This is a genomic window from Streptomyces sp. Tue6028 (assembly GCF_002300165.1).
GTDB classification, from domain to species: Bacteria; Actinomycetota; Actinomycetes; order Streptomycetales; family Streptomycetaceae; genus Streptomyces; species Streptomyces siamensis.
Genome location: NZ_MLCE01000029.1, coordinates 176,323 through 201,169, shown reverse-complemented (window position 1 = coordinate 201,169; position 24,847 = coordinate 176,323). Strand labels below are relative to the sequence as shown.

General features: G+C 71.8%; 18 protein-coding genes. 4 read left to right on the top strand and 14 right to left on the bottom strand.

Annotation, left to right across the window (positions count from 1 at the left end; translation table 11 throughout):
- Window position 1 precedes the first annotated feature (1 nt).
- From BKI49_RS28320 to BKI49_RS28295, 6 genes are all read right to left on the bottom strand, one after another.
- Complete coding sequence (locus BKI49_RS28320) at window positions 2-1,537, bottom strand: RNA polymerase sigma factor (RefSeq protein WP_095937102.1); 1,536 nt, start codon at window positions 1,535-1,537, stop codon at window positions 2-4.
- 416 nt (window positions 1,538-1,953) lie between these two features.
- Complete coding sequence (locus BKI49_RS28315; protein WP_095937092.1) at window positions 1,954-2,841, bottom strand: FadR/GntR family transcriptional regulator; 888 nt, start codon at window positions 2,839-2,841, stop codon at window positions 1,954-1,956.
- A gap of 162 nt (window positions 2,842-3,003) precedes the next feature.
- Window positions 3,004-4,803: an ABC transporter ATP-binding protein gene (locus BKI49_RS28310; RefSeq protein WP_095937091.1), complete on the bottom strand. Its 1,800-nt coding sequence runs from the start codon at window positions 4,801-4,803 to the stop codon at window positions 3,004-3,006.
- Window positions 4,804-4,928: 125 nt separating this feature from the next.
- Entirely contained in the window at window positions 4,929-5,687 is a 759-nt protein-coding gene (locus BKI49_RS28305) for an NUDIX hydrolase (protein WP_028802298.1), read from the bottom strand.
- Window positions 5,688-5,817: 130 nt separating this feature from the next.
- On the bottom strand, window positions 5,818-7,950 hold the full coding sequence (locus BKI49_RS28300) for a glycogen debranching N-terminal domain-containing protein (protein ID WP_257004991.1): 2,133 nt from the start codon (window positions 7,948-7,950) through the stop codon (window positions 5,818-5,820).
- A gap of 502 nt (window positions 7,951-8,452) precedes the next feature.
- On the bottom strand, window positions 8,453-10,096 hold the full coding sequence (locus BKI49_RS28295; RefSeq protein ID WP_257004990.1) for a DUF4192 domain-containing protein: 1,644 nt from the start codon (window positions 10,094-10,096) through the stop codon (window positions 8,453-8,455).
- A gap of 475 nt (window positions 10,097-10,571) precedes the next feature.
- On the opposite strand from BKI49_RS28295, the gene BKI49_RS28290 reads away from it, so the two are divergent.
- Together BKI49_RS28290 and BKI49_RS28285 are read left to right on the top strand one after the other, a co-directional pair.
- Window positions 10,572-12,776 carry a RecQ family ATP-dependent DNA helicase gene (locus tag BKI49_RS28290; RefSeq protein ID WP_257004989.1) on the top strand — a complete coding sequence of 735 codons (2,205 nt, stop codon included), beginning with the start codon at window positions 10,572-10,574 and terminating at the stop codon, window positions 12,774-12,776.
- Window positions 12,777-12,999: 223 nt separating this feature from the next.
- The gene (locus BKI49_RS28285) at window positions 13,000-13,623 is read left to right on the top strand and encodes a hypothetical protein (protein ID WP_095937088.1); all 624 of its coding nucleotides are present in this window, start codon (window positions 13,000-13,002) and stop codon (window positions 13,621-13,623) included.
- Window positions 13,624-14,183: 560 nt separating this feature from the next.
- On the opposite strand, the gene BKI49_RS28280 is transcribed toward BKI49_RS28285, so the two are convergent.
- The 3 genes from BKI49_RS28280 to BKI49_RS28270 all read right to left on the bottom strand — a co-directional run bounded on the left by BKI49_RS28280 (window position 14,184) and on the right by BKI49_RS28270 (window position 16,355).
- Window positions 14,184-14,810: a hypothetical protein gene (locus BKI49_RS28280; protein ID WP_095937087.1), complete on the bottom strand. Its 627-nt coding sequence runs from the start codon at window positions 14,808-14,810 to the stop codon at window positions 14,184-14,186.
- A 68-nt stretch (window positions 14,811-14,878) separates the two neighbouring features.
- Window positions 14,879-15,580, bottom strand: a complete 702-nt coding sequence (locus BKI49_RS28275) for a ribonuclease HII (RefSeq protein ID WP_095937086.1) — start codon at window positions 15,578-15,580, stop codon at window positions 14,879-14,881.
- Between the two features lie 151 nt (window positions 15,581-15,731).
- Window positions 15,732-16,355, bottom strand: coding sequence for a TetR/AcrR family transcriptional regulator (locus BKI49_RS28270; RefSeq protein WP_095937085.1), 624 nt, complete (start codon window positions 16,353-16,355; stop codon window positions 15,732-15,734).
- A 172-nt stretch (window positions 16,356-16,527) separates the two neighbouring features.
- Between BKI49_RS28270 and BKI49_RS28265 the strand changes: the two genes are divergently transcribed.
- Window positions 16,528-18,075: an MFS transporter gene (locus BKI49_RS28265; protein WP_095937084.1), complete on the top strand. Its 1,548-nt coding sequence runs from the start codon at window positions 16,528-16,530 to the stop codon at window positions 18,073-18,075.
- A gap of 339 nt (window positions 18,076-18,414) precedes the next feature.
- Here BKI49_RS28265 and BKI49_RS28260 read toward each other — a convergent pair whose 3' ends face one another.
- The 4 genes from BKI49_RS28260 to BKI49_RS28245 all read right to left on the bottom strand — a co-directional run bounded on the left by BKI49_RS28260 (window position 18,415) and on the right by BKI49_RS28245 (window position 22,894).
- Window positions 18,415-20,157 (bottom strand): DUF4153 domain-containing protein, encoded by a 1,743-nt coding sequence (locus BKI49_RS28260; RefSeq protein WP_373557598.1) that lies wholly within the window; start codon window positions 20,155-20,157, stop codon window positions 18,415-18,417.
- Between the two features lie 425 nt (window positions 20,158-20,582).
- Complete coding sequence (locus tag BKI49_RS28255; RefSeq protein ID WP_095937083.1) at window positions 20,583-21,512, bottom strand: ADP-ribosylglycohydrolase family protein; 930 nt, start codon at window positions 21,510-21,512, stop codon at window positions 20,583-20,585.
- Window positions 21,513-21,524: 12 nt separating this feature from the next.
- A complete protein-coding gene (locus tag BKI49_RS28250; RefSeq protein ID WP_028802307.1) occupies window positions 21,525-22,184 on the bottom strand; it encodes a histidine phosphatase family protein in 660 nt (219 codons plus the stop codon).
- 104 nt (window positions 22,185-22,288) lie between these two features.
- The gene (locus BKI49_RS28245; protein ID WP_028802308.1) at window positions 22,289-22,894 is read right to left on the bottom strand and encodes a YdbC family protein; all 606 of its coding nucleotides are present in this window, start codon (window positions 22,892-22,894) and stop codon (window positions 22,289-22,291) included.
- A 155-nt stretch (window positions 22,895-23,049) separates the two neighbouring features.
- Here BKI49_RS28245 and BKI49_RS28240 point away from each other — a divergent pair, with 155 nt between their 5' ends.
- Entirely contained in the window at window positions 23,050-23,583 is a 534-nt protein-coding gene (locus BKI49_RS28240; RefSeq protein WP_095937082.1) for a TerD family protein, read from the top strand.
- 163 nt (window positions 23,584-23,746) lie between these two features.
- Here BKI49_RS28240 and BKI49_RS28235 read toward each other — a convergent pair whose 3' ends face one another.
- The gene (locus BKI49_RS28235) at window positions 23,747-24,709 is read right to left on the bottom strand and encodes a hypothetical protein (RefSeq protein ID WP_257004988.1); all 963 of its coding nucleotides are present in this window, start codon (window positions 24,707-24,709) and stop codon (window positions 23,747-23,749) included.
- Window positions 24,710-24,847: the final 138 nt, after the last annotated feature.

The window sequence follows — 24,847 nt, the reverse complement described above, 5'->3', positions numbered from 1 at the left end:
CCTAGTCGAGGTAGTCGCGCAGCACCTGGGAGCGCGACGGGTGACGCAGCTTCGACATCGTCTTGGACTCGATCTGGCGGATGCGCTCACGCGTGACGCCGTACACCTTGCCGATCTCGTCGAGGGTCTTCGGCTGACCGTCGGTGAGACCGAAACGCATGGAGACGACGCCGGCCTCGCGCTCGGACAGGGTGTCCAGCACGGAGTGCAGCTGCTCCTGCAGAAGCGTGAAGCTGACCGCGTCGGCCGGGACGACGGCCTCGGAGTCCTCGATGAGGTCACCGAACTCGCTGTCGCCGTCCTCGCCCAGCGGGGTGTGCAGGGAGATGGGCTCGCGGCCGTACTTCTGGACCTCGATGACCTTCTCGGGGGTCATGTCGAGCTCCTTGGCCAGCTCCTCCGGGGTGGGCTCGCGGCCCAGGTCCTGGAGCATCTGGCGCTGCACGCGCGCGAGCTTGTTGATGACCTCGACCATGTGCACCGGGATACGGATGGTGCGGGCCTGGTCGGCCATGGCGCGGGTGATCGCCTGACGGATCCACCAGGTGGCGTACGTGGAGAACTTGTAGCCCTTGGTGTAGTCGAACTTCTCGACCGCGCGGATCAGACCGAGGTTGCCCTCCTGGATGAGGTCCAGGAAGAGCATGCCGCGGCCGGTGTAGCGCTTGGCCAGGGAGACCACCAGACGGAGGTTGGCCTCCAGGAGGTGGTTCTTGGCGCGACGACCGTCCTCGGCGATGATCTCCAGCTCGCGCTTGAGCTTCGGGGCGAGCTTGTCCGCGTTGGCCAGCTTGTCCTCGGCGAACAGACCGGCCTCGATGCGCTTGGCGAGCTCGACCTCCTGCTCGGCGTTGAGCAGCGGGACCTTACCGATCTGCTTGAGGTAGTCCTTGACCGGGTCGGCGGTGGCACCGGCAGCGGCGACCTGCTGCGCGGGCGCGTCGTCCTCGTCCTCGTCGGACAGGACGAAGCCCTGGGCACCGTCCTCGGTGGGCTCCTCGGCTCCGGGCTTGCCCGGGGTCTCCTCGGCCGCCTCGTCGTCGATCAGCTCGACGTCGTCCTTCTTGGCGGTCGTCTTCTTGGCCGCCGTCTTCTTGGCGACCGTCTTCTTCGCGACCGCCTTCTTGGCGGTCGTCTTCTTGGCAGCGACCTTCTTGGCGGACGCGTCCTCAGCCGGATCGTCGGCGGCGGGCACGGCCGGGGCGGCGGGGGCGGCGGCCTTCTTGGCGGTCACCGTCTTCGCGGCCACCGTCTTGGTGGCGGTGCGCTTGGCCGGACTCTTCGCTGCGACGCTCTTTCGGGTGCGCTTGGGCTCCGCGGCACTGACCATCAGCGTCACACCCTCTTCCTCGAGGATCTGGTTGAGGCTGCGCAGTACGTTCTTCCACTGAGTGGCCGGAATCTGGTCAGCTTCGAAGGCCCGACGCACGTCATCGCCGGCGATCTGCCCCTCAGCCTTTCCCCGCTCAATGAGCGCCATGACAGAGACGGATTCGGCGATCTCCGGCGGGAGCGTACGGGATGTGCTGGCCGACACGAACAACCTCTCGGAACGTTGAAAAACGGCTTCCGGCCCCGTCCACTGCGGACAGGAACCGACGACCGCCGACTGGGGATGGGCCGACGGCGCGGGCGGGGGCCGGGAAGAGGCACAGCGCCGCAAGCGGCGTCTGTATTCCCTCCTCGGCTGTCACCTCTTAGGTCATCGCGCTGTTCCGAGGAGCGTTACGCCCAATCTGCGTGGCCCGAGTCACACCCCGTAAGCGGTCAAAAGCTGCCAGATACGGTCAGACGAGGTCAGCCGATGGTCCGCGACCACCTCGCGCCGCCGGACCTCGCCGGATCCGGGAGGGATCCGGCGAGGTCCCGATGGGCGAGGGGGTCCGCCGACCGGGCGATGCCGCTCGAGGGCGCACGACGCACATCGCCGGCCGCGCCGCCCCCGGTGCGCGATCAGTGTTCGCGCGGCGCGGGCACCACACGCTCCACCTCGGGGTGGACGGTGAGCAGTTGGCGCATGGCCGTCTCGGCCGCCGCGCCGTCGCCCGAGGCGAGGGCGTCGACGATGCGGGCGTGGTGGCCCAGGCTGGAGTCGTTCGGCCGGTCACAGCCGGTGACGGGTCCGCCGGAGACCTGGAGCGCGGCCGACACGATCCCGGAGAGGTGCTCCAGCATCCGGTTGCCCGCGAGCTGGATGAGCAGCGAGTGGAACTCGGCGTCGGCCCGGGAGAAGGTGAGCGAGTCGCCCTGCCCCATGGCGTGGCTCATGATCTCGACCATGTCGCTGAGCCGCTGCTGCACCTCCTCACGCCCGTGCCCGGCGGCGAGGCGGGCGGCGAGCGGCTCGATCGTCCAGCGCAGCTCGCTCAGCTCGCGCCGCTGGTCGTCGCGCTGCGGACCGAAGGCGCGCCATTCGATGATGTCCGGGTCGAGGAGGTTCCAGTCGCTGACGGGGCGCACCCGCGTGCCGACGTTCGGGCGGGCGCTGACCAGTCCCTTCGCCTCCAGGACGCGGAGCGACTCGCGGACGACGGTGCGGGAGACCTCGAACCGCTGGCCGATCTCCTCGGGGACGAGCGGCCGGTCCGCGCCCAGGTCGCCGGAGACGATCATCTGTCCCAGTTGCTGGACGAGTTGGCCGTGCAGCCCGCGTCCGCGGCTTCCGGCGGCGCGCCGACCCACGCGGCCGAGCTCGGGGTCCGCGCTCTCCCACGCGGGTGCACCCACGCGGTCGACACCGGGGGTCTCGGCGTAGGGGTAGCGGTCGATTTCGCCCGGTCCGGCGAGGCCGGAGTCGGCGGAGCGGGCGGCGGTCATCATGGTCTGCGCAAGGGTACTCACGTGACCTTTGTCGGCGTCGCCTCCAACTCCCTTGAGGTCTTTGGTGAAAAGCACACGAAAGGGTGATCGCTCACCCCGTCGCAATTGACGCCTTATCGGAAAGAAATGGGCGTTCTTCGGGGAGTTGTGCGCACACCGGGAACGGAAGGGCGCGGACGGTCGTCATCGGACCCTGCTCCGCAGCGTGGTGAGCAGATATGCGCAGAGCAGGGCGGCGAGCGACAACATCAGGGCACCGCCCACGGGTTGGGCGACCATCCGCACGCCGGCCGTCAGGAAACGCTCGCCTCCGAACGGCCACTGCATCATCACCAGCTCACGCAGCCTCAAGGGGAATCCGGCGGCGGTCCGCACGGACGGCCCCTCCCAGACCTTCTGTACGAGCGGTACGACGAGGACCGGTACGGCGAGCACCGCGGCCAGCCCGGCGGTCGTGGACCGGAAGAGACCGGCGGCCAGCACCCCCGCCCAGGCACAGCCCACCACCAGCCCGGTCCAACTCACGGTCAGGGACAGCCAGTCCGCGGGGATCGCGGTGAGCTCCCGCCCGTAGACGAGGTAGAGCATCTCGAGGTCGCACCCGACGGTGAGGAAGGCCAGGGCCAGTGCGGTGACCGAGGCGAGCAGAAGTTTGGCCGCGAGCAGCCCCAGACGGCGGGGGACGGTGCCGCGGTGCGTGGCCAGCGCGGGGTGACGGAACTCCTCGCCGAAGGCCACCGCGCCCAGCAGCCCGGCGCCGAGCGCGGCGGGCGGCAGGGGAAATTCTCGCGGCCACGCGGCCAGCAGGCGCGGCTGGGGCGTGTGGCCGATCCTGGCCAGGATGACGGACAGGAGGGCCGAGGTGACGAGAACCGCTGCCGCGGTGAGGTAGCCGGTACCCACCCCCGCGGCGCGCCGCAGTTCGTAGCGCAGCGGACGAAGCGGGCTCGGGGCCTGGCGTACCGCGATGGGAGGCGGCAGGGGGGAGACGGCGTTCGAGGACGGCGTCCCGGCCGGTCCCGAGGCGTCGCCGTCACCCACGACGCCTCCCCCATCGCCGCCGGGGCCGTCGCTGCCGCCGCCGTCGCCCTCCGCCTGCGCGCGGACCGGCTTCATGTCGCCGATCTCGTCGGCGAGTTGATGGACGAGGATGCCGTGCCGGAAAGCCGTTTCGCCGACGTCGGCGCATGTGCTGCCGTACACGGAGAGCCGGTTGCCGTCCTCCCGCACGACCTCCACGGAACGCTGGGCGGAGCGGGCCTCTTTGGTCAGCAGCGCGCCGAGCCGGGCGGCGTGCGGGCTGCGGACCGCAACCCTGGGCCGGAGCCGGGTGCGGGCGAAGTCCGCGACCTCCTGGTCGGCGACGACCCGGCCCTGCTCCAGCGTGACGATCCGGTCGGCCGTGCGTGCGGCCTCCTTGGGGTCGTTCGTGGTGAACAGCACCGTGCCGCCCTGGGCGGCGTGGGCGCGCAGAATCCCGTGCAGCCAACGGGCTTCACGGGCGGAGAGCCCGTCGGAGGGTTCGTCGAGGACGAGCGTGTGCGGATCCGACAGGAGCGCGCACGCAAGCCCGAGGCGGCGGTCCATGCCGCGCGACAGGGTGCCCAGGCGCTCGTCACGGAGGCCGGCGAGCCCGACGACTTCGAGCACCTCGTCCGCGCGGCGCACGGGCACCCCGGCAGCCGCGCACAGCATGCGGAGTTGGCCGCTCACCGTGCGCGCCGGGTGGCCGGGCACCTCGCCCATGAGCACGCCGACCTCACGCGAGGGGTGGGCGATGCGATGCAGCGGCCGGCCCCTGAAGCAGGCGACGCCGCGGCCCTGTTGGAGTTCGAGCATGAGCTTCAGCACCGTCGTCTTGCCCGCACCGGGGGCCCCGAGGACCGCTGTGACACGGCCCGCGAGCGCCTCGAAGGACACGTCGTCGACGGCGGCCCGAAGCTCCTTACGGGGGTTGCTGGTCAGTCCGATGGCCTGGATCACTCACAGCAAGATAGCGTGACAATTCGGGTTTTCCGGGCACCTTGCGGCCTGTCTCGAGCGGGGCTCGACAACTCGCACCGCCACCCCCTCGCCGCGGCGCCCCGACCTGCTTCTCCAGGCCGCGCTCAGACCTCGGGGCGCAGCATCGGCGGATTGAGCAGCGTGGCGCCGCCCGCGCGGAAGAGCTGGGCCGGGCGACCGCCCTGGCGCGTGGTCGTACCGCCCGTGGGCACCAAGAAGCCGGGCGTGCCCGTCACCTTGCGGTGGAAGTTGCGCGGGTCGAGTGCCACACCCCACACCGCTTCGTAGACGCGGCGCAGCTCACCCACGGTGAACTCGGTCGGGCAGAACGCGGTCGCCAGCGACGAGTACTCGATCTTCGACCGGGCACGCTCGACGCCGTCCGACAGGATCTGCGCATGGTCGAAGGCGAGGGGCGCCGCCTGCTCTCCGTCCCGGCCGTAGCCGCCCTGCTGCAACAGTTCCTCGACGGGTGCCCAGCGGGCGCTGTTGGCGTCACCGCCCGCCCGGGGCGCGGGCAGATCGGGGGCCAGGGCGAGATGGGCGACGCTGACCACCCGCATCCGGGGGTCGCGCTTGGGATCGCCGTAGGTGGCGAGTTGTTCCAGATGCGCGCCGTTGTCCTGCGCGGGCGCGGACGGGTCGTGGGCCCGCAGCCCGGTCTCCTCAACCAGCTCGCGCGCGGCGGCCTGCGCGAGGTCCTCGTCGGCCCGTACGAAGCCGCCGGGAAGCGCCCATCGCCCCTGGAACGGCTGCTCGCCCCGTCGTACAGCCAGCGCACACAAGGCATGGCGGCGCACGGTCAGCACGACCAGGTCCACGGTCACGGCAAAGGGCGGAAAGGCCGACGGGTCGTAGGGCATGCCGCGATCATAGTCGTCTGCCTGACGATAAACACCTCCTTCGTCAGCCGCGTACGCGGTTGATCCACTTCCGTCCGGTACTACGTCGATCGGCTCGCGGCGGTCTCCGTGCAGGAACGTGACCGCCGTGTCATACCCCCAACTGCAGTCCATCGGCCGCCTCCTCGACCATGGCGAGACCGAGCCGGCTGACGCGCACGGAGAACGGGGCGCCGGAGACCCGCAGCCCCGACAGCACGATCTCGCCCAGCGGTGCGCACCGGATCGGTCGCAGCGTCACCGCCCCGGCCGGGGCGTCCGGACGGATCCCGGCGAGCGAGGCGAGCAGCAGCACGCCGGCGCCGGCCGCCGTGGCCGCCGGACGGGAGGCCGCCGGATGGGGCACCGGGGTGCTGCCCTCCGTACGCTGCTCCCCCGCGTACATCTCGGGCAGCCGGTGGCCGAACGTCTCGGCCGCCGCCAGTACCCCCCTGAGCAGGGAACTCGCCTCCTTCTCGTAGCCCGAGGCGGCGAGCCCCGCGACGGCGATCGCCGAGTCCTGGACTCGCACGGCACCGGCACGGTGGCCGAACGCGTTGTATCCCGGCTCCTTGGCGCCCAGGCCGCGCAGCCCCCAGCCCGAGTCCATGGCCGGGCCGCCCAGCAGCCGGGCGAGCTGCTCGGTCCGCACCTTGTCGAGCAGTCCCGGGGCCAGCTCCCCCGACCCCAGGAGGCCGGTGTCGAGGAGGTGCGCCGCAGCCGAACCCAGGTACGGCACCAGGCGCCCGTCCCGAGTGCGGGCCGCGGCCGGTCGGCCGCCGCCCAGGTCCTCGATCCAGAACTCGTCACGGAACGCGGTCCGCAGCCCCTGGGCCCATTGCCGCAGCTCGGGGGCGCCCGGCCGGCCGACTTCGTCGAGGAGGTCGGCGCCCAGCAGGGCCGCACGGTGTGCGTGCACCTGTGTCTCACAGCGCAGCGCCCCGCCGGGGTGCGGGTCGGACAGATAGACGCCGTCGCCGACCATGGTCCGCAACCACTTGAGGCACTGCTCGGCCGTGGGCAGCAGCTCCTCCACCTCATGCTCCGGCAGTCCCCAGCGTCGGGCCTCGGCGAGGAGCACGGGAAACATCAGGGTCGCCTCTGTCGCCGTGCAGCCGGGCGGCAGATGCGGTCCCGCGTCCCGGCGGGGCCCGGGAATCAGGCCGGACCGGCCTCCCGGACCGGCGAGTTGGGTTCGGGCCAGTGTCCGCATGGTGCCCGCGGCCAGACGCGTACCGAGCGGAAGCGTCATCCGCGCCGCGACGATCGCCTCGGCCGGTGCCAGGCCGCACCGCCAGGGAGCCCCCGCGGCGAGATGCACGTCGGCCGGATACTCGGGGTCCCGCAGCAGCAACGCCTGGAGATCATCGACGCATGTGCGCAGGAGTGCCCCGGCCCTGGGGTCGTCGCCCCCCGCACGGGGCGCGGCGAACGGCCCGGGGCCACGTCCCGTTGCCCTGATCGATCCCGCTCCGTCCGGCCGTACGCGCAACTCCAGGCTCCGGGTCGCACCCGGCGGCAGTTCGAGCTCCCAGCGCAGCAGTCCGGCGGCGGCCAGCGCGTCGGTGGGCGGGGGGTCGGCGGTGACGGCCGAGTGTCCGGTGGCGCAGGACCAGCGCAGGCCGGAGTCGTGGACGCTGGCGGGCAGTTCGGGCCCGGACCGGCCGAGGGCGACCGAGCCGAGTTCCGCGAGGTCCGTGCCAAGGGCGACCTCGACGGGCAGACGCAGCGTGCGGGCGGCAGCGCTCTGCAAGGTGATCCGCTCGGTGCCGTCCGCGTACCGCGTCCGCTCGACGATCACATCCGGGTCGGGGCCGACGTCGGGGGATACGCGCAGTGTCCCCACGAAGCGCGCCATGTCTGCCCCGAGCATCCGCGCCTGCACGGCGAGCGGTTCCCGGCCCGCGACCCGTACCTGGCAACGGGAGAGCAAGCGCCGCCCCGCTCGGTAGAACCCCTCCAGCCCGCGCCCCGTCAACTGCCCCTGCTCCCTGGAGATCACCAGTCCCGGCAGCGCGACACAGATCAGGGCCGTATGAGCAGGCGGCAGGTCCCCCGCACCGCGCGGCACGGCGTGCGCTGCCTGGAGAGCCGTGGGCCCGCACGCTCCCGGGCGGGAGGACGAGGCACCGCCGCTTCTGGCGAACGGGGTGGACGCGTTGTCCCCAGGGCTGACGGGCCTTGCCGTCTCGCGCGCGGGCGGACGGTCTTCGCCGGAAGCCGGGGAGGGGATGGGCAAGGTCATGGACAGTTCCTCCGCGCTCGGTGCGCCTTGAGCGCGCTCGGCGCCGGGTGGGGGACTCCGTGGGGATCGGGGGCACAGGGGCGGCGGGGCCCGGCCACGGCTTCCGCCACTCAGGTGAACGGAACGCCCCCGCCCCAGGTCACGCCTTCGGCCGGGGAAGCCGACCGAATGGCGGTGTGCCCTACGGACCGGGCCAACCGAAAGGCGGTGTGCCCTACGGACCGGGCCAACCGAAAGGCGGTGTGCCCTGCGGACCGGGCCAACCGAATAGCGGTGCACTCGAGACCGACCGAATAGTGGGGCGCCGACGGGCAGCTCGTGCGGCCTGCCCGCCGGTCCGACCCAGGCGCCGCACCCCGGGCGACGCGTCCCAATCGGCGACCACCGTCCCGGCACTCTCGTCCCCGGCGCGCACCTGGCCCCGGCCCGCGCACTCGACCCCGCACCGCACCCGCACCCGCACCCGCTGCTCAGCTGTCCACAAGGGCCGCCCGTGCCTGGTTCAGTCGTCCTCGCCCGCCCCACGACGACCGCTCTCGCGGTGCGCGCGTGGGCGACCGGGAGCCTCGGCCTCCCCGCGTCCCGGTCCCTCCCCGCTGGGCGAGGTCCCGTCCGTGGGCCGACGACGGCGGGCGTTCGCCGCCTGTGCTTTGCGGTGACCCGAACGAGCCACACCGCCGGCGGCCGAGCGTGACCGGTGTCGGCGTCGAGTGGTGGGGGCGAGCGCACGGGATTTCGCTTCCGGCGCCTCTGCGGCGCGCACCACCACGCCGGATGCGGCCGGGGCCGGTGCGTATGCCGCGCATCCGGTGGGCTCCTCCCCCTCCCCGCTTTCGGAGGCACGCCCTTCGGAGGCACGCCCCGTGCGCTCCGCACGCAGGCACCGCCGGACGGACTCGGGGTCCAGTCCCTCGTTGCACGCCTGGTGCAGGAGGCGTGCGAAGAGGTAGTCGGGGTCGGCGCCAAGAGCCATGGCCAGGGCTTCGCGGGCCTCCAGTTCGTCGCCCGTGGACCAGGCGACCCAGCCCGCGAGCGTGAGGGGTGCCGCCGCGTGCTCACGGTAGGGGCCGACGCAGCGGCGGGCCAGCGCCCGCCACAGACGCAGCGCCGGGCCGGCCTCGTCGCCCTCCATCCACTGGGCGGCACGGTCGCGAGTGGTGCGGTCCTGGAGACCGAGGATCAGCGTCGCGGCCTCCTCGTGCTCCAGGAGCGAGTCGTCACGCAGGTCCGCGGGGCGTGTCCCCGACACCGGTGGGGTGTCGGTGAGGCGCTTCATGATCCGCCCCGCCAGTTCCAGGGACTGCTCGGCCACCGCCGCTCGGCCTTCCTCGTCCAGAATCCTCGGGACGAGCGCCATGCTCGCGGCGTCGAGCGCGGCTTCCTGCTCCCGGGCGGCCGATGTCTCCCATGGGAGGAGTCGCTCGGTCAGTTCCTTCAGGGATCCGCGGACTTGGAGTCCCGCGTAGGTCGCGGCGGCGGCAAGGACGGACGTCCCGGGCAGCCCCATCGTGTGCCCCTCAGGCGGACAACACCCCTGCCCCGGGCACACGTAGGACCAGAATCGGCCGTCGGAGATGCACAGGCCCTCGACCACGGGGACGTCCAGGCGACCGCACGCCGTCCGCAGCAGTTGCGCGAGCGGGCGCAGACGCTCCACGACCTCTTGCCCGGACTCCCCGCTCTCCGGTTCACGGCAGAGGAAGAGAACCATGCTCTCGGGCCGGGCGCCCCTGCGCTCGCTGCCCTTCACCAACCCCTGTGCCAGTTGCTCGGCGGCGGACGGCCAGTCCTCCGCGTGGCGGGGGATGCCGAGCCGGGCGCGCCCACCGAAGCGCCCTCGCCGGTCCCGGTCGTGCAGAGCGACCAGGACGATGCTGTCCTCGGGACGGTAACCGAGCAGATAGGGCAGGGCGTCGGCCAGCTCCGCGGGGGTGCGCAGCGTGACCTGGTGCTCCCCGCCGCCAGGACCGGACCCGTGGACGGCTGCGGAGACTCCGTGACCGCCGAAGTGTTCGGAAGCGCCAAGCCCCACGAACCGACCTGATCCCGCCTGCTTCAAACCTTCGCCTTCGCCCTCGCCCTCGCCCTCGCCTTCGCCCTCGCCCTCGGCCTTGCTATCGCTCTCGCTGTCGAGTCGATCCGACACGGCACCGCCCGACCATCGAGCGGCGGGCCCTCCGACTCCCGCGTCCTTCTCAAGCGCGGCACCGCCCGCGTCAATCGCAGCGCCGCCCGGGCTCCCGCACCGATCGGTCACCTGGCCGCGGCTCCCTTCTCCGTCCGGGCCCCGCTCGGCGTCGTCGCCTCCCGCTCGACCGTCGCCTCCGTCACACCCCACCCGCACCACGGGCTCGGCCCCCGCCGCGGCACCCGTGCGCGCTTCGCGTCCCGCGGGCACGGTGTACTCGGCCTGTCCACGGCATGCGCCGCCGAGCCCGCTGATGTCCTCGTCGCCGGACCTGCCGGTCGCTTCGTCGTGATTCGTCATGCCGTGACCATCCCGCGGATGCCGAAATTCCGCTTGAGTCTGTGGATAACCATGAGCATGGCCACGACAGAAGTTGTCCACAGCTCGTCCGGCTCGTTCGCGCGATGTCCGACCCATCGGGTTGCATGGGGCCATGACCAACGAAGACCCGCGACCCACAGCCCCCGACCCCGCGCCTGCCAAGGACGACGAGACCCTGCGCACGGCGGCCGACGCCGTACTGGCCCGACTCGTCGGTGCCCGCCCGGGCGAGGCCCGGCTGCGCGAGGACCAGTGGCGTGCCATCGAGGCGCTGGTGGCCGACAAGCGCAGAGCGCTGGTGGTCCAGCGCACCGGCTGGGGCAAGTCCGCGGTCTACTTCGTCGCGACCGCGCTGCTGCGTGAAAGGGGCGCGGGCCCCACGGTGATCGTCTCGCCGCTCCTCGCCCTCATGCGCAACCAGGTGGAGGCGGCGGCCCGCGCCGGAATCCACGCGAGGACGATCAACTCCTCCAACACGGAGGAGTGGGAGACGATCCAGGCCGAGGTCGCCGCGAGCGAGGTCGACGTCCTCCTGGTCAGCCCCGAGCGGCTGAACAACCCGGACTTCCGCGACCAGGTCCTGCCCAAGCTGGCCGCCGCGACCGGTCTGCTCGTGGTCGACGAGGCGCACTGCATCTCCGACTGGGGTCACGACTTCCGGCCGGACTACCGCCGCCTGCGCACCATGCTCGCCGACCTCCCGCCCGGCGTGCCCGTCCTGGCCACGACGGCGACGGCCAACGCGCGCGTGACGGCCGACGTGGCCGAGCAGCTGGGCACCGGAGCCAGCACCGACGCACTCGTGCTGCGCGGGCCCCTGGACCGGGAGAGCCTGAGCCTCGGTGTCCTGCGGCTGCCCGACGCGGCCCACCGGATGGCCTGGCTCGCCGAGCACCTGCAGGACCTGCCCGGCTCCGGCATCATCTACACGCTCACCGTCGCCGCCGCCGAGGAGGTCACCGCGTTCCTGCGCCAGAGCGGTCACACGGTGGCGTCGTACACCGGCAAGACGGAGAACGCGGACCGCCAGCAGGCTGAGGAGGACCTCCTCGCCAACCGGGTCAAGGCCCTGGTCGCCACGTCGGCGCTGGGGATGGGGTTCGACAAACCCGACCTGGGTTTCGTGGTGCACCTGGGGTCGCCCTCCTCCCCCATCGCCTACTACCAGCAGGTGGGGCGCGCCGGCCGCGGTGTGAAGCACGCCGAAGTGCTGCTCCTGCCCGGCAAGGAGGACCAGGCGATCTGGGAGTACTTCGCGTCGATCGCCTTCCCGCCCGAGGAGCAGGTGCGTCGCACGCTGGACGTGCTGTCACGGGCCGACCGCCCGCTCTCGCTGCCCGCCTTGGAACCGCTCGTGGAGCTGCGCAGGTCCCGCTTGGAGACCATGCTCAAGGTGCTCGACGTGGACGGAGCCGTACGCAGGGTCCAGGGCGGCTGGATCTCCACCGGCAGCCCATGGACGTACGACACCGAGCGCTACGCCTGGGTCGCCAAGCAGCGAGCGGCCGAGCAGCAGGCGATGCGGGACTACGTCACGACGACCGGTTGCCGGATGGAGTTCCTGCGACGTCAGCTGGACGACGAGGGTGCGGCGCCGTGCGGGCGCTGCGACAACTGCGCAGGCGCACGGTTCGAGGCCGCCGTGTCACCCGCGGCACTCGACGCGGCCAACGGAGAGCTCGGCCGCGCGGGTGTGGAGGTCGAGCCCCGGAAGATGTGGCCCACGGGCCTGCCCGCGGTCGGCGTCGACCTGAAGGGCCGTATCCCCGCCGGCGAACAGGCCGCGCCCGGTCGCGCCTTGGGACGGCTCTCGGACATCGGCTGGGGCAACCGGCTGCGCCCCATGCTCGCGCCCCAGGCCCCTGACGGCCCTGTTCCGGACGATGTCGCCAAGGCCGTCGTCGGCGTGTTGGCGGACTGGGCGAAGGGGCCCGGCGGCTGGGCTTCGGGGCAGCCCGACGCACAGCCCCGTCCGGTCGGCGTCGTGACCGTGGCCTCGCGGCGACGGCCTCAGCTGATCGGGTCCTTGGGGGCTCGGATCGCGGAGATCGGCAGGTTGCCGCTGCTGGGTTCCGTGGAGTACATCGGCGAGGCGCAGCAGATCTCGCGGAGCAACAGTGCGCAGCGGCTCAAGGCGCTCGACGGAGCGCTGACCGTAGCGCCCGAGTTGGCGGCGGCCTTGAAGGAGGCGCATGGCCCCGTCCTGCTCGTGGATGACGCGACGGAGACCGGGTGGACACTCGCCGTGGTCGCGCGCATGCTCCGCAGAGCGGGAGCCCAGGGGGTGTTGCCCCTGGTCCTGGCCGTTCAGGCGTGACGCGCGCATCGCCGCCCGAAACCGTGGGCAAGGATATAGGTCACACATAGCCCGAAAACGGTCTGCCGTCCCAATTGCTCGTTGCCGCAACCAAGTTCGACAGGAAGAATTGAAGTCCGCTCCCCGCACGGCTCGCCCGTGGTCCGGTAGGGCTCTGCTGCGGCGTGCGCTCCCCCAAGTCCGACCCCGCCCGCTGTGTGGGCGCGTAGCCGAAGGGAGGACCGTGACCTTCGGATTCGCTCCGTCCTCGGCGGCGTCCATGTCGACGTCTGCCGACCCGTCCACCAACCCACTGGCCCGGATGCTCGAACCCGCCGAGTGGGCCTCCGCGGGGATTCCGCTGCTGCGCAATCCCCGGGAGGTCGTCAGCGGGCTGCACGCCAGGCACCGGCCCAGGCCTTCGACCGCGATCGTGGCCGTCCTGGATCCGGAAGAGCGGCTGAGCGCGAGTGCCTCGTTCATCCGGCGCCCGGCTCCGGCCGACGGCTGGATGTTCCGCAACGCGCTGCTGTCGCAGCTGCGCCGGGTCATCCCGCACGACCTGCGCCGCCGCACGCCGGTACGCACGGCCGTACTGATGTACTGCCGTGACGGCGACGCGCGTTGGACGGAGGAGGACGGGGCCTGGATGTGGGGGCTGCGGGACGCCTGCACGCTCCACGGGCTGCGCTGCGGGGCGTACATCACCCTGACCCGCGACGGGTGGCAGGTGCTCGGCGAGGGCCGTGGCGGACGCCGCCCCAACGCGGACTCGCCGCCGGAGCCCTTCGCGCTGTCCGAGGTGCCACCGCTGCCGCGCACCGGAGGCGCCGCGTCGGAGGTCCTTCGCAGGGCAGCCGCCCGCTGAGCCACGGCGCCCCTGTGGGCGCCCGCTTCGGGCGGGGGAGCCCGGAGCACCGGTAGGCAAAGGAGTGGCCGCAGTCGTCGACAGGCACGACGGTGGCCACCTCTCGCCCGTCGAGTGCGGGAGGGGTTCGGCCGATCCGTCGGCCGAGGCTCATGACCACACCGCGGTCAGCCCAGGTGCAGGTGCACGACCATCCGTCCGAGGGCGCCACCTCCACCAGGAGACACCAGGATCAGTCGCGGACGCCGCGGGACGACCGAGCCGCCCTCAGGGATGTGCGGTGCTCCAGAGGCCAGAGCAGGCGCACACCGAAGAACGAAGACGTACGCCGAGGACGCACTCCGTTCGCGGCGGCACACGGCGAGCCGTCTGCCAGACACCGGCCGGCCACGACAGCGCACCCAGGGTGCGGCGCGCGGCACAGCCCGCCACGCGCGCGCGGGTACGCCGAAATGACCGCCGTACAGGTCTCACCGCGACCAGGGCTGCCGTACAGGTGCCGCCGCGGCGGCACCCTCAGCGTCCCTCCGAACGATTCCCGGACCGTGTCCGGAAGTCGGTCAGACGCCCGCGCCCAGCACCGAGTTGATCTGCTGCGGGTCGCCGCAGACGATCAGCAGGGCACCGGCCCGGCCGTGGGCCAGGGGCAGCGCGGTGGCGGCAGCGGTGTCGGGACCGCCGTTGACCGCGACCACGACCACGGGACGGGACGCGGCCCGGCCCACGACGGAGGCGTCGGCGTAGAAGACGTCGTCGCCCGCGTCGTGCTGCGTCCAGTACGCGGCCTCGCCGAAGGAGAGCTCGTGCGCGGCCCACGGGTGCGGGTCGCCGGTGGTGATCACCAGCACCTCACCCGGAGCGCGGCCCGACTCCAGCAGCAGGTCGACGGCCTCTTCGGCGGCGTCCAGCGCACCCTCGGCCGAGGCCGGGATCAGCTGGATCTGCGGGGCGACCGCAGCGGCTGCGGTCTTCGGGGCGGACGGTCCCGGCGTGGGCACGGCCGACTCGCGCGGCGTGCGTTGCGCCGGCATCGGCCGGACAGGACCCGGACGGCCGGGACGCGGCGGTGCCGCGGGACGGGGGCCGGGTACGGGGCGGGGGGTCTGCGCGCTGCGGCCGGTGGCCGGAGTGACGCGGGGACCCTGGGCACTCTCGTGAATCTGAGGCTCCTCGGGAATGAGAGGCATGAGCTGATATCTATCAAACGCCGGTGCGACTCGCGTCGGCGGGTGGCACATGAGTGCGGGCGGAATCGTCAGAAATCGAAGCCGAGCTGGCCCTCGATCTCCGGAACGCTTCCGTCCGCCCAGCTGCGGACCTTCTTGAGATGCCGCCACTGGGGCAGCGCATCAAGATACGCCCATGACAACCGGTGGTACGGGGTGGGCCCCCGCTCCTCCAGCGCGGCCTTGTGGACCGGCGACGGGTACCCGGCGTTGGCCGCAAAACCGAAGTCTGCATGGTCGATACCCAGTTCGGCCATCATTTTGTCGCGCTGAACCTTGGCGATCACCGAAGCGGCCGCGACGGCGACGCACGACCGGTCGCCCTTGATCACCGTACGGACCCGCCAGGGAGTACCCAGATAGTCGTGCTTCCCGTCGAGGATGATCGCGTCGGGACGGACCGGCAGGGCTTCCAGGGCGCGCACGGCGGCAAGGCGCAGCGCGGCCGTCATGCCGAGGTCGTCGATCTCCTCCGGGGAGGAGTGCCCGAGGGCGTACGACGTCACCCACTTCTCCAGTTCCGCCGCGAGCGCGGTCCGCCGCTTGACGGTCAGGAGCTTGGAGTCGGTGAGGCCCTCGGGCGGCCGGCGCAGTCCGGTGACGGCGGCGCAGACGGTGACGGGGCCGGCCCAGGCACCGCGTCCCACCTCGTCGACACCGGCAATGATCTTCGCTCCGGTCGTTGCGCGGAGGGAGCGCTCGACGGTGTGAGTGGGTGGTTCGTACGGCATGGCGCCCTCAGCCTACGCCGCCCGGAGCCCCTCGCGACACCCAGGTTTGTCCGAGCGACGCGGGGGTCGCCACGACGGTCGCCCAGCCGTCCGAGCGGGCCTCCCCGGGAGCGTCGGACGGAAGCCTCCCCGGCCGCCGCCGAGGGGCGGTTCAGACGGCCCGGCCGCCCAGCAGCGGGACCATCAGCTGGTCGATCATCTCCGACAGGTCCTCGTCGCTCCATTCGCTCGCGCACACCTTGGAGCGGTACATCATCATCGCGGGGATGGCATCGAAGACGTAGGAGTTGGCTGCGTCGGGACGCACCTCTCCCCGCTCGATTCCGCGGTCGATGACCTCTCGCAGCAGATGCATGGTCGGCTCGACGACCCCGCCGATGATCACCCGGTGGAAGCGTTCGGCCTGCGCCGCGTCGCATTCGTAAAGGACCGATCGCAGCGCGAATCCGGGCTGCGAGAACATGGCGTCACGCACCCGCCGGCACAGCTCCAGCAGGTCCTCCCGGACACTCCCGAGGTCGGGTGCCTCGGTCTGGTTCGGCAGCCCGGCCTGGAGCGCGTCGGCGACGAGATCCTCCTTGGACGGCCAGCGACGGTAGACCGCGGCCTTGCCGGTCTGGGCGCGCGCCGCGACGCCCTCCATCGTGAGCCCGTTCCAGCCGACCGTGCCGAGCTGCTCCAGCGCGGCCTCCAGGATCGCGCGTTCGAGTACGGCACCACGCCGACGCGGAGAGGCCGCCTGAGCGGGGGCGGCCGTCCAACGCGAACTAACCATCTGACTGTCTCCGTTGTGCAGGGGGGAGCGGGTTTTCGGGGGGTTTGAGCGGTCGAGTTGACGCCACGTGGCAGCGACTTCAGTGAACGCTTGCGTTCACTGTCGGGGACTCACTACCGTTGACGCGACAGTGAACGCGAGCGTTCACTAACGCACTTGTGGGGGACCCATAGTGACAACCTCTCAGTTGATACAGGAATCAAAGCCAGGAGCGGCCCGCCGGGAGGGGCACCCCGGTATCGCGCTCACCGTCATCGCGGCCTGCCAACTCATGGTGGTACTCGACGCGACGATTGTGAACATCGCGCTCCCGCACATTCAAGACGCGCTCAACTTCAGCACGACCGATCTGACATGGGTGATCAGCTCGTACACCCTCACGTTCGGTGGCCTGCTGCTTCTCGGCGCCCGCGCCGGTGACATCCTCGGCAGGCGCCGGGTCTTCATGACCGGCATCCTGCTGTTCACCTTCGCCTCGCTGCTCGGTGGACTCGCCCAGGAACCTTGGCAGTTGCTGGCCGCCCGTGCCCTGCAGGGCGTCGGTGGCGCGATCGCGTCACCGACCTCGCTGGCGCTCATCACCACCACGTTCCCCGAGGGCCCGGAGCGGAACCGGGCGTTCGCCGTCTTCGCCACGGTCTCGGCCGGCGGCGGCGCCGTCGGTCTGCTGGCCGGCGGCATGCTCACCGAGTGGCTCGACTGGCGCTGGGTCCTCTTCGTCAACGTGCCCATCGGTGTTCTGATCGCGGTGCTCGCACCGATGTACATCAGCGAGTCCGAACGCCACCCCGGACGCTTCGACATCGCGGGTGCCCTCACCTCGACGGCGGGCATGGCGTCCCTGGTGTACGGCTTCATCCGCGCCGCGGAGGAGGGCTGGCGGGACAGCCTCACCATCGGGTCGTTCGGCGCGGCCGTGGTGCTGCTGGTGGCCTTCGTGATCGTCGAGACGCGCGCGAAGGAACCCATCACCCCGCTGAAGATGTTCGCCGACCGCAACCGGTCGGGCACGTATCTGATCATGCTGAGCCTGGCCGCGGCGATGTTCGGCATGTTCTTCTACATCGTGCTGTTCGTGCAGAACGTGCTCGGCTACAGCCCGATCTCCGCCGGTGTGGCGTTCCTGCCGGTCACGGTCGCGATCGCGGTCGGCGCGGGTCTGTCGCAGCGGTTCCTGCCGGTGCTCGGCCCCAAGCCGTTCATGGTCGTCGGCTCGTCGCTCGTCGCACTCGGGCTCCTGTGGCTGACCTTCATCAGCTCGGACAACTCGTACGTCGGCGGGGTGCTCGGCCCGATGCTGCTGTTCGGCTTCGGCATGGGCCTGAACTTCGTGACGCTGACGGTCACCGCGGTCTCGGGTGTCGCCCAGCACGAGGCGGGCGCCGCATCGGGTCTGCTCAACGTCACCCAGCAGGTCGGCGGTTCGCTGGGTCTCTCCATCCTCACCACGGTCTTCGGCTCGGCCAGCCGTGACGAGGCGGAGAAGCAGATGCCGAAGTTCCTGACGGACGGCTCGGCCGAGCAGAAGGCGGAGTTCGCCAAGACCCATCAGCTGCCCGCGCCCTGGGGCCACGAGGTGCTCGCCCAGGGCATCTCGACCGCCTTCATCCCGGCAGCCGCGATGGCCCTGCTGGCGCTGATCACCGCGGCGCTGGTGATCAGGGTCCGCAAGAGCGACCTGGAGGCCCTTTCCGGTTCGGCAGGACCGGTCGCGGGCTGACGAGGGGCCGCGGAGGCCGGGCCGGGTCCCGGGGGTCCGACAGCGAGGACTCCGGCCCGGCCGTCCGCCGGACGAACGGCGAACCGCGGCCTCCGGTGCATGTCACCGGAGGCCGCGGGCGTACCTCGGATACGACACCTCCGGCGCCCATCCGGTACGTCGTCGGCCCTCAGCGGGCGCGTCGACGCCCTCCATCACGTACGACGTCTGGGGCCCGCATCCGGTACGACGCCTTCGGCGAACTTCACGCCTCCTGGGCGCCCCTGCCTGAGGCCGCCCTGAACCCTTCCGCCCGGCCGGCCCTCCTGGCCTTCTCCGCCTTGCGGGACCCAGCCCCTCTCAGCGCAGGTACATGACGTCGTCGCTCACCCGGCGGCACGCGGACCAGTCCACGTCCGTCGCCGGCGGCCGGTCACGCAGGATGTCCCGGGCGCGGGCCTCGCCCCAACTGGTCGCGTACCAGGGGTCGTCGCTCTCGCCCAGGTCGTTCGCGATCGGTCGCAGCGCGCACGAACGCAGGGGCTCCTTCAGCTTGTCGAGCGCCGGTACGGCGTCGGCGGACAGGCTTCCCGCGTAGTCGAGGTCGAACTTGCCCGTCTCCTCGTAACGCTGGACATTGCGCTCGGCGATCAGACCGTCCGGCGACATGAGCCCGAAGGCCAGCACTCCCACGGCCGCACTGGCCGCGACCGCGCGCGGCAGCCATCGGGCGCCCCACACGCCGGCCGCCATGATGAGCACGATGACGACGCCGAGCCACACCTCCACGGCCAGCACGGAGACCCGCAGCCGCGTCAGGCCGTAGGCCTCCACGTACATGTCCATGCGCCGCACCGCCGAGGCCACGACCACGATCGCCAGGGCGCACAGGGTTCCCAGCACGCCCCGCACGAGGGTCCAGTCGCGGGCGTCGCCGCGGGGTGCCCAGCGGAGCGCGAAGACCACGACGAGCAGGGTCAGGAGGGTGACCAGCAGCAGCTGCCAGAACCCCTGACGTGCGTACTCGGAGTACGTCTGACCGGTCTTCTTCAGGACGGCCTCGTAGCCTCCGAAGAGCACGGCGAGCTGCACTGCGTTGAAGGCGGCGAAGAGCGCCGTGAGCACAACCAGCGGGAGGGCCCACTCGACGCGGCCGCGGGGGCGACCGGCGGGCACCTGGACCCGGTCCCACTGGACGGGTGCGGCCGCCGTGTGGGCCGCCGCGAGCGCGCCGACCACACCGAAGGCGAGGAGCACCAGGTGCCACGGGCCGCCGGAGACGGACGCGTCGGGCATGAGGTCGCCCAGCAGATTGGCGAAGGCCGCGTCGGCCCCCGCGAAGAGGGCCCCGAAGACCAGCAGCAGGACCGCGGTGACCACGAGCGCGCGCAGCACCGCACCCACACTGCGGCGACGCCCGCCGAACCGTTCACGCACTCCGCGCCAGCCCCAGGCCGGACCGGTGACCAGGGAGTTGAACATGCCGATGGGGCCCAGCAGGACGGCGGGCCAGGTACGGCCGCCGTGCAGGGCGAGCGAGCCCAGCGCGATCGCGCTCACGACGGCGAGGAACGAGGGCCAGTCCGCGTCACGGAGGGCCGGAACAACGAGCAGCCCGATGCCGCCGACCGCCCAGACCACCGTCCAGGCGCGCATACGTCGTCCCGCCGCCTGGGCGGCGAAGTAGGCGGCGACAGCGGCCGGGACGGCGACCAGCAGGAGATTGACCGCCAGACCGTCGCCTAGCAGGAGCATGCTGAGCAGCCCGGTGGCCAGCGTGGCCCACAGCGTGGCCGTACGCACGGGGGCGGGCTCCCTCACCTGAAGGTCGGCCGTCCAGGGAGTGGGCGACGGCGGCACGGCCCAGTCGGCGCCCCCGCCCGCGGCTCCCCTCCCGTCGCCTTCCCCGTAGTCGTCCCCGCCTTCGCCGTCGCCGTCGTCCGCGTCCGAGCCCGTGTCCTCACGGTCGGAAGGGTCGTCTGGACCGGTGGCCTTCGCCGTGGTCACGGGAGGCTCCGTCGACGCCGCCCGATCCCTGACGTCCTCTGCCTCCCTCGCTTCCTTCGCCTCCGGCGCTCCCGGCTTCGGCGGCCCCTGCTCCATCGGCTCGGGCGTGGACGGTATGTCGGACACGGGACCCCCTCCCAACCGGCAGCGGACAGCCCACGGCACGCCGTTACGGCGGAGGCTGACGACCGGTGTCTTGATTCGGCGCTCGCCCGCGATGATCAACGGGCCGCGTGGCGGACAGGGTATCCACGGGCAAGGCGCCCGTCGGTGCGGCGACGTGGCTGTAGCAAGCCTGTGACAGATACGGTCGGCGCCCGGTGACGCCACGGCACGGCCCCGGTGACTCCGCAACTCCGCAAGCCCCAGCGGTACCCCGTGGCTCCGCAGCGACCCGCTCAGCAACCCCGGGCACCGCGCCGGACGGCACCACAGCTCTGGCCCTGGCCCTGGCCCTGGCCCTGGCCCTGGCCCTGGCCCTGGCCAATGGTGCCGGCACCGGAAACGCCCCGCTGACGGACCTACGCGCCGCCCGCCGCGGCCCCGTACGCGGCCCCCGGCACCCAGTCCGGCAGGGACTCCGTGCCCTCCACCCAGGTCGCGGGGGGCGCGCCCGCCTGCCCGGAGGCGATCACGCCGCCGACGATGGCGCACGTGGTGTCCACGTCGCCGCCCACCTGGGCGGTGCCCCAGAACGCCTGCTCGTAGTCGCCCAGGGACCGGGCGGCCGACCACAGCGCGAACGGCACGGTGTCGTGCGCCGACGTGCGCCGGCCGCAGCCCAGGACGGCCGCCACGGTCCCGGCGTCCCCGTAGTCGAGCATGTCCCGGGCTCGTCGCAGACCGGCGCCGACCGCGCTGCGCGGGACGAGCGCGACGACGCCGTCGAGCAGGGCCTCGGGGCTCGGGGGTCCCGTCGGGTCGGCGACCAGTGCGGCGGCCGCGGCGACGGCCATGGCGCCGACCACGGCCTCGCGGTGCTGGTGCGTCGGGTAAGCCGAGATCTCCGCCTGGTGGGTGGCCTGCTCCGGGTCGTCCGCGTACCAGGCGCCGAGGGGCGCGATGCGCATCGCGGCGCCGTTCCCCCAGGAGCCCTGGCCCTTGAACAGGGCGGACGCCAGCTCACGCCAGTCGCCGCCCTCCCGGACCTGTCGCAGCAGCCGGTTGACCGCGGGGCCGTAGCCGCGGTCGAAGTCGTGGTGCTCGGCGAACGAGCGGGCCAGTTCGTCCTGGTCGATACGGCGGTGCGCGGCGAGCACGCTCACCACGGAGCAGGCCATCTCCGTGTCGTCGGTCCACTGCCACTGGTGGGGCGGCAGCTCACGGCGCTTGAGCAGCGGGTAGTTCGCGGGCACGAAGAACTGCGAGCCCAGCGCGTCTCCCACGGCGAGTCCGCGCAGGCTGGCCAGGGCGCGGCCGAGGCGCCCTTCGGTCGAGGAGTCAGCGATCATCGCCCTGCCACTCTATCCGGTGGCTCCGTACGACTCAGGGTCACGCCACCGCTCGAAAGGTCGGTCAAGCGTGTACTTGCCGTCGTCTCCCAGAACGAGCATGCGTGTCTCCCCGTTCCCCGGATTGGACAGCGACTCGAATTCCGCCACCGTCCAGTGGAACCAGCGCATGCAGAACAGCCGCATGGCCAGGCCGTGGGTCACGATGAGCACGTTGGGCGGGTGGTCGGGAGCCTCGAAGCTCCGGTAGAGGCTCTCCAGGAAGCCGCCGACCCTGTCGTACACGTCGGCACCGGACTCGCCCTGCGCGAAACGGTAGAAGAAGTGCCCGTAGGCGTCGCGGTACGCCTTCTGCAGGCGGACGTCGTCGCGGTCCTGCCAGTTGCCCCAGTCCTGCTCGCGCAGCCGCGGCTCCTCGCGCACCCGGACGAGCGCGGGGTCGAGGTGGAAGGCGCGGAACGTCTCGTGCGTACGACGGTACGGCGACACGTAAACGCTTACGCGCTCCTGCCCGAACAGCTCCCGGAGTTTCTTGCCCGTCTCCTCCGCCTGCTGCCAGCCCTTCTCGGTGAGCGGCAGGGCGTGGTCGGGTTCGCGTTCGTACACGGTGTCATCGGCATTGCCCACCGACTCGCCGTGCCGGACCAGAACGATGCGCCGTGGTCGTGCCATGCCAAAACCCTAGATCGTGTCACCGCGGATCGAGCAGCCGTACGGGCTCCATACGGCGTAGGTCACACAGCTTCCCCACGCGATGACGACGTCCGGGAGCCTTCTCAGACCGTCCAGGCGGGCTCCAACTGCACGATGTCGCCCGCGAGAGCCGCGACGTCGGCCTCGATCTGGGCGCGCAGCGCGAGCCGTTCCACCCGCTCCGCGCGGTACTTGCCGTGCTCCGCGGCGGACTGCCACATCGACAGGACCAGGAACTCGCTGCCCGGCGCCTCGCCGAAAAGGCCCCGCACCATGCCGGGCGAGCCCGCCATCGCGGGATTCCAGACCTTCTCCTGCATCAGTGCGAAGTGCTCGGCCCGTTCCTCGTGGACCCGGCAGTGCGCGACCCGCACCAGATCGGCGTCGCTGAAGCGCGGCTCGAAGCCGGTCTTCACGTCGAAGCGGTGATCGAACAGCTTGACCTGGGAGTCCTTGAAGGTGCCCGACTGGGCGGCGGCGAGCCGGTCGTGGGAGCGGGCCATGAAGGAGTCGTAAAAGGCACGGCTCTCCCAGAAGGCGAAGATGTGCGCGACGCCGGACCGGCCCGTGCTCCATCCGCCACCCTGTCCCCGGAAACCCGGCTCCCCCAGAAGCCCCGCCCACTTTCGCTGCCCCCGTTCGAAACCGCGGCGGTCGACCACGGTGCAGCGAATCCACTTGACCAGCACCGCGCCATCGTAAGGCCACGGAGCGTGGCGCCGGTCACGCTCCGGCGGAGTACATCCGCGCGAGCGCCCCGGCGCGCGTGGCACGATGGACAATCGGCACTGCCGGCAGGGCAGTTGGGCCGAAGAGCAGTTGGGGAACGGGGAGGGGAGATCCGGTGAACGGCCTCAACAAGGGCATCCGCAAGGTCGAGCTGGCGGTGAAATGGGATCCGAGTCCCGTGGGTGAGCCCGCGACCGATCTCGACATCATCGCGGCGACCTACGCGGCGGACGCGCCGAGCAAAACACCCGAGTACGTAGTGCATTTCGACAGCCGGTCGCCGGACGGCACCATCTATCTGAACCGGGACAGCAAGGACGGCAAGGGCTTCGGCTGGGACGAGGTCATGACGCTGGAGCTCGACCGTCTCAACAGCCGCTACGCGCGCGTGGTGGTCGGCGTCCTCATACAGCAGCGTGCCGGCCACAAGAGCTTCGTGGGGGTGCTGAACCCCGGTTTCCGGATGCGGGAGAACTACACGGTGCTCGCGGAAGGCGACTTCGCGGACGTCCTCGGGTCCACGGCCGCCACCCTCGGGGAGTTCGTGCGCGACGACGCGGGCGGGTGGACCTTCCACCCCGGCGTCCGCGGCTACGACACGGACCCGGCGACCTTCACCAGGGTCATGGGCAGCGCCCAGGACGCCTGAGCCGCCCTCCTGGGGCCGTCGCGCCCCTTACGGGCCGGGTTTTCCCGAAGTGCGCTCCTCCCAGGGCAGTGAGAAGCCTGAAGGGCGGCACGGCTGCGGGCCGTGCCGCCCTTCAGGGGTCGTCCCACTCAGCGGCGGACGTGCCCTTCAGGGGTCGTCCCGCTCAGCGGCGGACGGAGGACTCGCTCGGCCGGCCACGGCGAAAGGCCCTCAGTTCGAGCTCCGGCGCCACGGCGACGGCCAGAAATGCCAGGCGGGCATCCTCGGCGGCGAGACCCGCCCGTGCCGTCTCGCACCATTCCTCCTGGTCGAGCAGGGCGAGGTAGGAGGACCGGATCCGCTCCCGACGCGTCCCGGAGCCGGGCTCCCCGGACCCGCCGGGAGTCTCCTCGGTCAGGTACTGGGCGATCGTCGCCGCCGCGAAGTAGCGCTCGACAGTCGGCCCGAGCTGCCCGAGCAGACGAACGTGCGCCTCCAGCACTGTGTTCGCGTGCGCATAGCGGCGCAGCGAGGTGCCCATGCCTTCGGAGTACGTCATCGCGTGGAGAAGCCGGGTCGTGTGGTCGACCAGTTCCGCGTCGCAGCCGGACGCCGCGAAGACCTCGTGGAGACGGGTCACTTGCGCGACCCGGCCCACGAAGTAGCCGTTGAGGAAGTCTCCGTCGGCCGCTCTGCGCAGCAGCCAGGGCCGGACGGCCGGATGCGCGTCCACGAGTCGGCACAGAGCCTCCACCACGTAGACCCGCCCCCAGCCGGTCACCCGCTCCGCCAGCCAGATCAGCGCCTCGGCACCGTCGGGCAGGCGTTCCAGAGCCCGCGCCGCGAGCGGGCCGAAGGTGCAGGAGAGCAGTCCGACGGTCTGGATCAACGGGATGTCGTCCACGGTGCCGACGACGGAGAGCAGGGCCAGCCCCACCGTGACGGCGCAGGTATCGGTCCCGTGCCGCGCCAGCCAGCGGCCGGCCTGCCGGGCGCGGACTTCGCCGGCCGCCCTGGCGGCCGCGGCGATGTGCTCGTTGTGGTGGATCGGTACGTGGATGCCCTGGAAGCGGTCGCTCAGCGCGCTCGGCAGGGCTGCCGGTCCGGCGAAGTGCTCGTCGAGGATCCGGGCGACGTCGGCTCCCACGAGCTTCGTGTCCCGCGGCCTCTTCGGGGGTGGTTCGCGTCGGCGCCGTTCCTCGTCGGGATACGGCTCGCCATCACGCGGGAGCGGTTCGTCCGGCGTCTGCTGGTGAAGCCGGAGCGCATGACGGAACAGCGTGGT